The 12,018-nt window shown below is 38.1% G+C and carries 10 protein-coding genes and 1 riboswitch; of the genes, 8 read left to right on the top strand and 2 right to left on the bottom strand.

Going from position 1 to position 12,018, the window contains the following annotated elements; genetic code table 11:
- The 8 genes from J7J10_04265 to J7J10_04230 form a co-directional block, all read left to right on the top strand.
- Positions 1-2,718: efflux RND transporter permease subunit (locus J7J10_04265; GenBank protein MCD6130144.1), on the top strand; the 2,718-nt coding region annotated here is incomplete at its 5' end.
- Positions 2,715-4,148: an efflux transporter outer membrane subunit gene (locus J7J10_04260; protein ID MCD6130143.1), complete on the top strand. Its 1,434-nt coding sequence runs from the start codon at positions 2,715-2,717 to the stop codon at positions 4,146-4,148. The genes J7J10_04265 and J7J10_04260, both read left to right, overlap by 4 nt.
- A gap of 43 nt (positions 4,149-4,191) precedes the next feature.
- Positions 4,192-4,674: an isoprenylcysteine carboxylmethyltransferase family protein gene (locus J7J10_04255; GenBank protein ID MCD6130142.1), complete on the top strand. Its 483-nt coding sequence runs from the start codon at positions 4,192-4,194 to the stop codon at positions 4,672-4,674.
- A 104-nt stretch (positions 4,675-4,778) separates the two neighbouring features.
- Positions 4,779-4,898, top strand: a riboswitch (molybdenum cofactor riboswitch).
- Positions 4,899-4,903: 5 nt separating this feature from the next.
- The gene (locus tag J7J10_04250) at positions 4,904-5,395 is read left to right on the top strand and encodes a 4Fe-4S dicluster domain-containing protein (protein ID MCD6130141.1); all 492 of its coding nucleotides are present in this window, start codon (positions 4,904-4,906) and stop codon (positions 5,393-5,395) included.
- Complete coding sequence (locus J7J10_04245; protein ID MCD6130140.1) at positions 5,392-7,206, top strand: aldehyde ferredoxin oxidoreductase family protein; 1,815 nt, start codon at positions 5,392-5,394, stop codon at positions 7,204-7,206. The genes J7J10_04250 and J7J10_04245 overlap by 4 nt, the downstream gene beginning before the upstream one ends.
- The gene (locus tag J7J10_04240) at positions 7,203-8,429 is read left to right on the top strand and encodes an NAD(P)/FAD-dependent oxidoreductase (GenBank protein MCD6130139.1); all 1,227 of its coding nucleotides are present in this window, start codon (positions 7,203-7,205) and stop codon (positions 8,427-8,429) included. The genes J7J10_04245 and J7J10_04240 overlap by 4 nt, the downstream gene beginning before the upstream one ends.
- The gene (locus tag J7J10_04235) at positions 8,429-9,118 is read left to right on the top strand and encodes a hypothetical protein (GenBank protein ID MCD6130138.1); all 690 of its coding nucleotides are present in this window, start codon (positions 8,429-8,431) and stop codon (positions 9,116-9,118) included. The genes J7J10_04240 and J7J10_04235 overlap by 1 nt, the downstream gene beginning before the upstream one ends.
- Positions 9,105-10,340 (top strand): glycosyltransferase, encoded by a 1,236-nt coding sequence (locus tag J7J10_04230; GenBank protein MCD6130137.1) that lies wholly within the window; start codon positions 9,105-9,107, stop codon positions 10,338-10,340. The genes J7J10_04235 and J7J10_04230 overlap by 14 nt, the downstream gene beginning before the upstream one ends.
- Positions 10,341-10,374: 34 nt before the next feature.
- Here the strand turns inward: J7J10_04230 and J7J10_04225 are convergent, their stop codons facing one another.
- Together J7J10_04225 and J7J10_04220 are read right to left on the bottom strand one after the other, a co-directional pair.
- Positions 10,375-11,757 (bottom strand): radical SAM protein, encoded by a 1,383-nt coding sequence (locus J7J10_04225; protein MCD6130136.1) that lies wholly within the window; start codon positions 11,755-11,757, stop codon positions 10,375-10,377.
- Positions 11,758-11,794: 37 nt separating this feature from the next.
- Positions 11,795-12,018: hypothetical protein (locus J7J10_04220; GenBank protein MCD6130135.1), on the bottom strand; the 224-nt coding region annotated here is incomplete at its 5' end.

Here is a 12,018-nt window from a genome sequence, read left to right as displayed (position 1 = left end):
GTCAGAGAAAGAACACCTGATATTCTAAAGGTGTTTGCCTTTACTTCTAAGAACAACAAGCATGATACCACATATATTACTAATTATTTGCTTGTTAATATATTGGATGACATAAAGAGGGTTCCCGGCGTTGGAGATACCATTGTATTTGGCAGTAAGGACTATTCCATCAGGGTATGGCTGAAACCTGACAAGCTTGCCTCCTATGGTTTGTCTCCAACAGATGTTGCTGGTGCCATAAAAAGCCAGAATGAGCAGTTTGCGGCAGGACAAATAGGCCAGGAACCTATAAAAAACAGCACTTATACATATAGTATAACAACCAAGGGTCGCCTAAAAACAGTTAAACAGTTTGAAAATATTATTATAAGGTCAAATAGCGACGGCTCCGCATTAAAACTAAAAGATGTTGCAAGGGTGGCATTAGGTGCGGAGAGATACTTTTCAAATAGCAATTACAATGGACAAGAAGCTGTTGCTATGGGAATTTGGCTGTCTCCCGGCGCCAATGCACTTGAGGTCTCTAAAAGGGTGGATAAAACTATGAAGGAACTCTCGCAAAGATTTCCGCCTGACATTAAATATCACAATGTCTATGATATTACAAAGTTTATACATACATCCATTAACGAAGTTGTTTATACATTATTGCTCTCCATATTGTTGGTTTCAGTTGTTGTTTATCTATTTTTGGGAACATTAAGGGCTACGACAATACCTATGCTCGCCATTCCGATATCTATCATAGGCACATTTGCAGGATTCTATGCGGCGGGCTTTTCTATCAATCTTTTAACACTATTCGGATTAGTTCTCGCCATAGGACTCGTTGTGGATGATGCCATAGTTGTTATAGAAAATACAGACAGGATAGCGAAAAGCGAAGATATCAGTCCAAAAGAAGCCGCAATAAAATCAATGAAGGAAATAACTTCTCCCATTGTAGCCATCATCCTGGTCCTGGATGCCGTCTTCATTCCTGCATCATTTGTTGGCGGCTTTAGTGGAAAGATGTATCAACAATTTGCTTTAACCATTGCAACATCTGCAACCATCTCCGGTATCGTGGCATTAACATTGACCCCTGTTTTATGCGCTCTGATTCTAAGAAAAGGCGGTGTAAGAGAAACAAGGCTTTCAAGGGCATTTTATTCTATATTTAACCGTTTGACAGATAGTTTTACAAAAAGCGTAAGACAAATAATAAAACTATCCGCTATCGGATTGATTATATTTGCCGTTATGATAGGTGCAACAGTCTTTCTATCAAATAGATTGCCTACGGGATTGGTACCGGAAGAAGATAAGGGTGATATCATGCTTATGTATTATCTGATGCCCGGTTCATCATTGAGCAGAACCATAGCTGTTCAGAACAGTATAGAAAATATCGTTAAAAGTAATCCAAATGTTGTAACTACCGGCTATGTATCGGGTATAGACTTAATGACATTTGCCTATAAAACTGATTCCGGCGTGGGTTTTGTGCATTTAAAGGATTGGTCAGAAAGAAAGGATAGTTCCTGGGATGTGATAAAACAGCTTATGATGAAATTTTCTCTCAATAAAGATGCCTATATTTTGGCTTTGAATCCACCGCCTATAATGGGCATGAGCGTGACCGGTGGATTTGAGATGTATGTTCAGGATAGAACAGGCGGCGATATTCAGCTTCTCAACAAGTATGTGAAAGAGATAGTAGATAAGGCAAATAGAGATAAAAGATTGACGCTGGTGCGCTCAACACTCAACACCAATGTGCCGCAGTATAAGATAATGGTGAATAGAGAGAAAGCAAGGGCTTTGAATGTCCCGATAGCGGATATATTTACAACGCTTCAATCCACATTTGGGACCTATTATGTAAATGATTTTAATCTGTATGGAAGAACATTTCATGTCAATATGCAGTCCGATGAAAACTTTAGAAAGAATTTAAGGGATTATAGTGATGTATTTGTAAAATCAAGAACAGGAAAGCTTATACCGGCAAGCTCGCTTGTAAGCCTGAAGAGAATCGTTGGTCCCGATATTGTGCAGCGATTTAATATGTTTACAGCAGCCAACATTACAGGACAGCCAACATTTGGATACAGCTCCGGCGATGCTATGAAAGCTATACAAGAAATTGCTAACGAGGTATTGCCTCCAGGGTATACTATTAGCTGGTCGGGAATATCATATCAGGAAAAGCAACTATCAAAATCCGGAAATAATGTATTTATATACACGGCAGTTTTTGTGTTTCTAATCCTTGCAGCGCTTTATGAGAGTTTTACTATACCATTTGCCATTATGCTGATAATTCCATTTGCCATATTCGGTGCTGTTTTAGGTTTATGGCTGGGACATTTAGAGAAAGATATCTATTTCAACATAGGTGTGTTGGTTCTCGCGGGATTGTCCGCTAAGAACGCCATCCTGGTGGTTAAATTTGCCCTGCAGAGAATGGAGGTGAATTACTCATTATTTGATGCTACTATTGAGGGCGCAAAAATAAGATTCAGACCTATTATTATGACATCTCTTACCTTTATTGCAGCCAGTTTGCCATTGATTTTATGGGGAGGTGCTGGTGCTTCTTCCCGTCATATAATAGGCACAACGGTTATAAGCGGTATGTTATTTCAGACTATTATAGGGACATTATTTATACCGCTGTTTTTTTACCTTATTATGAAGCTGAAAGAAAAATTTACACAGAGGAGAAAAAGGTGAAAAATAAAACCTTAATCCTCTGGATAAGTGCTATTTTGCTGTTGTCAAGCTGTTCTTTTACGCCTAAGCTTTCAACGCTGAAAATGGATTTACCGTCTAAGTATGATAATAAAACAGCTCAAAAACAGATCATTAATGTAAATTGGTGGAAAAATTTTAACGACAGCAATTTGAATAAATTGATAGAAGAGGCGCTGAAAAATAATGATGACTTGAAATTAGCTGTTGTTAGAGTAGAGGAGGCATGGGCGTATTTGGGTTTAAGCAAAGCAAACTTATACCCAACTATCAATGCAGCTGCATCAGGTTATAGACAAAAAACAAGTAACGAGACTCTTCCAAAAGATACAGGAACAATTTTTAACAACTTTTCCTTATCTTCATCTGTAGGGTATGAGTTGGATCTTTGGGGAAAGCTGAGAAACCAAAAAAAAGCAGCTCTTTCATCACTTCTGGCAAGTGAGGCTAATAGAGAAGCCGTCAAATTATCTTTAGTCTCCAATGTTGCAAATATATACTTTAATCTTGTTTCTATCAATAAACAGTTACAAATTGCAGAAAAAAGTGTTAAATCTTTCAAAGAAACCTATAAATATAGGCAAAAACAGTGCAAATATGGAGTTGCTAATGAACTGGTCGCTAAACAGGCCAAAGCTCAGTATGCCAATGCCAAAGTATTAGCTGAATCTCTAAAAGAAGCAAAAGTAATACAGATGAGCGCATTGTCTGTGTTGCTTGGAAGAAGCCCAAAAGAAATTTTTGAAAATAAATTTGCACTGAATCAAGCACTGCCAGAGCCGGTGAAAATTCCTGCTGCCCTTCCCTCAAGTTTATTGGAAGATAGGCCTGATATCAAAGTAGCCGAGGAAAATTTAAGGGCAAAAAATGCCCTTATTGGTGTTGCAAGGGCAGCATATTTTCCTAACATTTCACTGACAGGTTTATTTGGATATAACAGTGAAAATTTGAGCGATTTGATACAGTCATCGGCAAAGATTTGGGGGGTTGGACCGTCTGCAACTATTCCTATTTTTGATTTCGGCAGAATTAAATCAAATGTTAAAATCACAGAAGCCGAAAAAAAAGCAGCTCTCGTTCAATATACACAAACAGTTAAAAACGCATTTAAAGAGGTATTTGACGCTTTAAAAAAGGTAAAAATTTCAAAGCAGAAATTAAAGGCACAAAAGGAAGAAGCTGAAGCTTTAAAAAGAACACTATACCTATCTCAAAAAAGATTTGACAATGGTTATTCGAGCTATTTGGAAGTACTTGATGCACAAAGAGGATTTTTGAATGCAAGATTAAACTTAGCACGTTTCAACACAGAGGTTATTACTAATGAAATAACGCTGTATAAAGCATTGGGAGGGGGTTGGAGTGGAAAATATTTACAAAATGCTTATTTGGAAACCCAAAACAATCATTAATAGAAAGGTAAATGGTGTATAATGTAACTCGTAATAAAGTAATATGAAGCTTTCAGAAGAATTCAAGAAAAAAAGCACAAGAGTTGTGCTGGTTTTTGCTGGCTCTATCATTATTGGTTTAGGAATAGATAGGGTCTTTGGATTGCCCCATATGTTCAAAGGAAATATTCATAAAATTGTAGGATGGATTTTGTTAATCATTGGCTTTACATTGCCATCAATTTCAGGAAGAAACCTTACTGTTAAGGGAAGAGATAGGGATTTGCCTCGCGGTATAACAGATAAGCTCGTTACCAATGGAATTTATTCCTATGTGAGGCATCCTGCATTTGACGGTTTTATATTGATTCTGATGGGTCTTGCACCACTGATTAATTCCTATGGATATGCTGCTATGGCTCTTGTGGATATCTGCTTAATTATCTATTTTGCTTTGGTAATTGAAGAAAAGGAAAACTATGAAAAGTTTGGCGAGACATACTTAGAATACAAAAAAAGAGTGCCTCCATTTATACCAAAAATTTAGTATCCTTAACCCAAAGCAAATCAAACAGGTTGTAACTGCTATAATCGTCACTATAATTTACACGCAATACCCTTTAAAAAAACGATAAAATGCTTATTATTATATTAGATATAAGCCTCCGAGCTTTGTGTTCTAAAGTTTACGACCATGGGGCAAAGCCGATAGGGTGTAAGTGGAAACGCTTATGCCTCCCGTCTTCGGAAAGGAGAGATTTAAAGGGAGGTGTTTAATGAAAGTAGTCGTGCTGGAACCTTTAAAATGTACAGGCTGCAGGGCATGTGAGTATGCCTGTTCATTTGTCCACACAGGTTTATTCAACCCGTTGGATTCTCGTATCAAAATCAATACATTTTTAGAAGACTTGAGTTTTATTCCTTCAATCTGTATGCAATGTGAAGAACCTTACTGTATGGAGGTATGTCCTACCGGAGCACTTACCAAAAATGCAGAAACGGGCGTTGTTGAGTTTGAAAGAAACAGGTGTATCGGATGTAAACAGTGTATCATTGCATGTCCGTGGGGATCGATAAAATTGAATCACAGCGGCAGAGAGATTATTAAATGCGATTATTGCGGCGGAGATCCAGAATGTGTAAAGGTATGTGCCGCAAAAGCGCTTACCTTTGAAGAAGTGGAAGACATTGTAATAACCAAACAGAAAGGAGTTGCCATCAGATATAAAGAAATTGCAAAAGAGATGGCAAGGGGGGTGAACCCATGATTAAAGGTGGTTATCAAAATAGAATTCTCAGGGTAAACCTTACAAATGGAGATGTGAAAACCGAAGAGTTAAATGAAGAATGGACAAAAAAATACATTGGCGGTAGAGGATACGGAACACGAATTATATATGAAGAAATAAATCCAAAAGTAGAACCCCTTTCAGAAGGGAATAAAGTAATTATAGCAACTGGGCCATTGGATGGAACGGTCGCTCCTGCCTCTGGAAGAGTAATGGTCATAACAAAAGGTGCATTGAATAATGCAATTGCATGTTCAAATTCTGGAGGGCATTTTTCTCCAGCATTGAAGCAGGCAGGCTATGATATGATAATCATTGAGGGGAAAGCAAAAGAACCCACCTACCTCTGGATAAATAAGGGAAAAGTAGAAATAAGGGATGCAAAACAGCTATGGGGAAAACTTGTAATTGAAGCGGATAAAATGATGAGAGAAGAAACCCATCCAGAAGCAGAAACAATGTTAATAGGACCAGCTGGAGAAAAACTCTCTCTGATCTCCAATGTCATGTTTAGCGGGCACAGAGCAGCAGGAAGAACAGGCGTAGGAGCAGTGGTGGGAAGTAAGAACCTGAAAGGTATCGCAGTGAGGGGAAATCTTGGCATAAGTGTTGCAGAACCAGAAAAATTCATGGAAGCGGTGTACAAAACGAGAGATATACTCAGTAAGGATGCATTCTCTGGCGGTGGAGGAGCAAAATATGGAAGTGCGATACTTGTGAATGTAGTCAATGGCATAGGAGGAATGCCCACAAGAAATGCACAGGATGCGTACTTTCCTGAAGCAGGACAAATTAGCGGAGAAACATTGACAGAGAAAAATCTCATAAGGAATAGTGCATGTGGAGATTGCCCAATCGGATGCGGAAGAGTAACAGAGATAAGAGAGGGAAAATATAAAGGCGAATACGGAGTAGGTCCTGAATATGAATCAATATGGGCATTTGGCGCTATGTGCGGTGTCTCTGATCTAAATGCAGTTGTCATGTCAAACTACCTGTGTGATAGATATGGACTGGACACAATCTCGGCAGGTTCTACTGTCGCCTGTACAATGGAGTTATACGAAAATGGATATATCCCTAAACAGGATGTACCATTTCCCCTTCAATTTGGGTCGGGCGATGCACTTGTAGAAGCAATAAAACTCATGGGTGAACAAAAAGAAGAATTCGGTAAATTATTGGCGCAGGGTTCTTATAGATTAGCAGAGCATTATGGTCATCCTGAACTTTCCATGAGCGTAAAAAAACAGGAATTTCCCGCTTATGACCCCAGAGCCATTAAGGGCATCGGATTAGAATACGCAACAAGTAATAGGGGCGCCTGTCATGTAAGAGGCTATACTATTGCAGCGGAGGTACTGGGCAGAGTAGATAGACTAAAATACGAAGGTAAAGCCGAGCTTACCAAAACATTTCAAGATCTAACCGCTGCTCTTGATTCAACCGGTATATGTTTATTTACAACATTCGGATTGGGAGGAAAAGACATCGCTTCACTCTATTCCACTGCAACAGGATTTGAATGCGATGCGGCAGAATTCATGAAGATCGGTGAAAGAATATGGAATCTTGAAAAATTATTTAATCTTAAATCTGGATTTACAAGAAAAGATGATACATTACCACCTAGAATTTTAAAAGAGCCTATAAAAACAGGCCCATCCAAGGGAGAAATCGAAGAGCTCGATAAAATGTTAGATGATTATTATAAGGTAAGAGGCTGGTACAAGGACAGCATTCCTACAAAAGAGAAATTAGAAGAACTGGAGCTCTCTGAACTAAAATGAAATATATAATTGTAGGTGCAAGCATAGCCGGTCTGTGGGCAGCAAGGAAGATAAAATCGGTAAAGCCGAAGGAGGAGATAATTGCCTTATCAAAAGAAAATGTAAAACCTTATGGCAAAATGGTTCTCCCATATATTTTATTTAAAGAAATGACTGCCGACAGCTTTTACCTTGATGTTCCCGAAGGAACAAAACTCCTATTGGAGAAAGAAGTAGTAAAAGTAGATACTGAAAATAAGTTTGTTACAACAAATTCTGGCGAAAAATTCAAATACGACAAACTCCTTATTTCTACCGGGGCACATGCCTATATTCCGGATGTGCCCGGTTCTAACCTTCCTTCAGTTTTCTCTGTAAGAAATCTTGGAGATGTACAGAAAATAAATGAAAAAATAGAACAATCTGCTGAAAAAAGAGTAATTCTTTCGGGAGCAGGACTCGTAAACACAGAAATTGGTGATGCACTTTTGAAAATTGATGTACCAATCACCTATGTTGTGCATTCCAACAGACTTCTCTCCCAAATTATAGATGAAAAAGCATCGGAAATCATAGAGAAAGAACTCTCAAAATCAGAAGTTGAAATACTCAAAGGTGAAAGCATTAAAGAAATAGAGGAAAAAAACAACACCACCTATGTAAAATTGGAATCAGGAAAGGTTTTAAAAGGCTCATGTGTTGTATTTGGAAAGGGTGTGAAACCAAATATAGATTTTCTCAAAGGCTCAAAAATCAAAACAAACAAAGGAATCATTGTTAACGAGCATCTTGAAACAAACATAAAGGATGTATATGCGGCAGGAGATGTTGCAGAAACAAGAGATGTTGTATACAATGATAGACGAATGCATGCTCTTTGGCCCATAGCAGTTGAGCACGGCAAAATTGCAGGGTTAAATATGGCAGGAGCAAGAATTAGCTACGAAGGAGATGTATCAAGAAACATTCTCACCGTGCTTGGAAAAACCATCTTTACTGGAGGCATCAGTAAAGAAGATAAGTTTAATGTATACAAAAAAACAACAAACGGAGAATACAGTAAAATTATACTGAAAGAAGGAAAGTTAACGGGGTTTTTATTTACAGGAGAAGTTAATAACCCTGGAGTCTATCTTTACATAATGAAAAATGAAATTGAAGTAGACAAACTCAAAAAACCTCTTCTCTACGGAACTATATCTTATTCGGATCTACATTCGTCTACAAGAAAGCGAACCTTTTAATGAAAAATAAAAAGAGAAAAGAGTTTTATCCTTTTATTATTAAAAACTGCATGCTCACTACAATCGCAACAGGAGTAAAAGCACAGAGTTTAAGAGAATTAAGAGACAAATTGATAAATATTCATCCCGGTAGTGTATATTACCATTTCTGGGGCGGGTTTCTTTCTCCTCGCTTTGAAGAACCAGAATTCAACAACGATTTTGCGGCCTGGGCTTACCGTGCTCTTCGTGATCCAATTCTGGCTGAAAGATTGGCTATGATTGACCCAACAAGTTTTGCCGACATAGAGGATCTACGCCAGGAAGTAATAGAGGTAATAGAAGAAAGATTGTATGAAACAGAAATAGTGCCGGTGGTAAAACCTGATGAAGCGTTTGGTTTTGTCAGGTCACAAATTGTTATCTTTGATACCCACAGGCGCCTTATAGAACCAAAAGAACTTTCCTCAGTTCTCCCCACTTTATCCGGAGGAAGTATCTTTTACCATTTCATTGATGCCAGAAGACGCACTAATGATAGAATCGATGATTTTCGTGCCTGGCTCAAAGGATTTGGCAATACATATGATAACCTGTGCGATATACTCGCTGCTGTTGACCCTTATTTCACCACTTTAGTTGAATTACGAGAAACTCTCTCAAAAATATTTAAAACCTATTTTGAGGAAAAGACAAATGACCAAACTTGACCTCTATACCAATATAGTAGGTAAGGATGTTATAGAAGAACTACATCAATTAGCTAATCTCTTAAAAGGAAGAAAGGTTGTTCATGTTAACTCTACCCGAGAAGGCGGTGGCGTGGCAGAAATTCTAAGAAGATTGGTGCCTTTGATGTGTGAACTGGGGATTAATACTAAATGGAAGGTCATAACTGGCAATGATGATTTTTTTCAATGCACAAAGAGTATGCATAATGCTTTGCAAGGCAATCCGATAGACATTCCTGAATCTCTATTAAGAATATATAAAAAAACAAATGCTCAAAATGCAGAAGCTTTAAGAAAAGAACTTGAAGCAGCAGATATTGTATTTATCCATGATCCTCAACCTGCTCCTCTTATAAAATTCTGTCCAAATAGAAGGGGAAAATGGATCTGGCGATGTCATATAGATATTAGCAGACCACACAGACATGTCTGGAAATACTTGGGAAATTTTGTAACAAATTATGACGCCAGCATCTTTTCTATTGTTAGCTTCGCACAGAGATTACCCCACCCTTTATACATTATTCCACCCAGCATTGACCCTTTAAGCGAAAAAAACAAAGATTTGAGTGCTAAGGAGGTTTATTCGGTTTATGATGAATTTGGAATAGATATGAGAAATCCCATTATACTGCAAGTGTCTCGTTTTGACCGATTCAAAGACCCTGTAGGTGTTATTCAAGCCTATAGATTTGTAAAAAATTTTACGCCTTCCTCGCAACTTGTGCTGGCAGGAGGCTCAGCAACAGACGACCCTGAAGGAAAAGCTATACTGGAGGAGGTAAAAACAGCGGCAGGAGATGACCCTAACATTCACATCCTATTGTTGCCTCCTGATTCAAATAGAACAATCAATGCTTTACAACGAGGAGCAGATATCGTCCTTCAAAAATCTATAAAGGAAGGTTTTGGATTGACAGTAACGGAAACAATGTGGAAAGGTAAACCTGTTATTGGCGGCAATACAGGTGGCATCAGGCTTCAAGTTATCAACCACCAGACAGGTTTTCTCGTCAATACCCCGGAAGGTGCGGCTCTGCGTGCTCGTTACCTGCTGCATCATCCTGATAAAATCAAAGAAATGGGATATAAAGCCAAAGAGTTTGTTAGAACAAATTTCTTAATAACACGACATCTAAGAGACTATCTCACCTTGATGGTCAGCATACTTTACGGTGTTAAAGAAAGAATTGAGCTGTAATTTTCCAAGTATCCCGTTTGTCTCTTTAGATAATCTAATTTGTTTTTAAGAACGGACAGCTTTTGTCCGGACCCAACGGATCTTTTGTGGTAGAATAAGCATAAGCCCTACATCCGCCGCCGCAAACCTTATAATACTTACAGCTTTTGCATCTCTCTTTAATAGGCGCTGCATCTCTCAACGCATTAAACAGCGGACTATTATCCCATACATCCATAAAAGACCTGTCTTTCACATTACCTGCCACCGGCTCATAAGGCGAAAACATACAAGGGGAAACGATGCCATTAGGCTGAATATTGCAATAGTACCTACCTGCTGGACATCCGCCAAGCATGCTTAAAAATGGTCTAACTATAGCATTCTTTACACTCGCATTGAAAAATGTAGTGATCGGGAAACACAAACCATCTACAGGCTTATAATTTTCCTTTTTTGCCTTTTTTATTTGAGAAGTAATTACTTCAAAATGCGGTGTCTCACAGACAATATCAATGTCTGTTTCATCTATCTTTTCTGCCAATTTTTTATAGAGCTTCCATCTGGCTTGAGGATCAATATCATACTCCAATATCTCATCTGCTCTTCCCACAGGAATAATGGGAAAAATAACGACGCGATGGGATTTAAGTTCCTGAGAAAAATCAATCAACTCAAACATCTCATCCATATTATATTTATGCAGTGTAACGCCAACAGCTGTAACCACGCCCACTTCGTTCAAGTTTTTTATAGCCTGAACCGCTTTTCCCCAGGAGCCCTTCACCCCTCTAAATTCATCATGCGTTTCTGGATTTATACCATCTATACTCACTTGAGCATAATCAAGACCATTTTCCCTTAATTTTAAAGCCATGTCCCTGTCAATAAGTGTTCCATTTGTATCTATGGACACAAATATATTATAACTTTTGGCAATTCTCAGAGCATCAAAAAAACGAGGATACATCAATGGTTCTCCACCAGAAAAGGTTATAGATGATAGTCCTGCTTCACTCAACTCTTTTACCACCTCTAATTTTCTCTCATCACTCATCTCATCCGGGAGAGGTTCGCCTGCTCTCTGAAAGCAATGCTTACATTTAAGATTACATACATTGCTCAAATTATAAACAACAGAAAATGGAGCTCTGATTCTTAAAGGTTCCTGATACCCATATATCTGAACACCTTGTAATGAATTTACAAACAATTTCCTAACACTACAATCTTTCATGCTTTCCTTTAATATATTAGAAGGAAATCCTAAAAACTTCTCTCCTAATGTAAAAACAGTGGCCAGTGTTTTAATATCTTTATTTTCTCCTGTTTCTGCCCATAATGATAATTTTTGCTCCAAACTACTGGTATCAATGTTTTTGACCAATTTATCTACTGCCATCTTTTTCATAAACTGTGTAAAAGCTGAACCCGCCATTTCTACCTCCAAAAATTTCTATCTTTCTTACAATGGATTATAACGGTAAAAATGCTTCAAAACAAGAGATAAAAATAAATACCGCCGCCGTAAGCACACAGAATCCGGAAAGAATATTAGCCACAGATAAACATGGTTGATGGTTGATGGTTTTTTCTAAACGCATAATATTTCGTATTTTCTTAACATAAATTTTCATAATGCGGCAGAAAAAAGGGAATCCTGCTGATTGACTCATCCTTACTTTTTGCTCACTCAAAA

The organism is Deltaproteobacteria bacterium (assembly GCA_021159305.1).
Classification (GTDB): domain Bacteria; phylum Campylobacterota_A; class Desulfurellia; order JAGGSF01; family JAGGSF01; genus JAGGSF01.
Note: the sequence above shows the minus strand (reverse complement) of the source record. Positions and strands in the feature narration are given on the sequence as shown.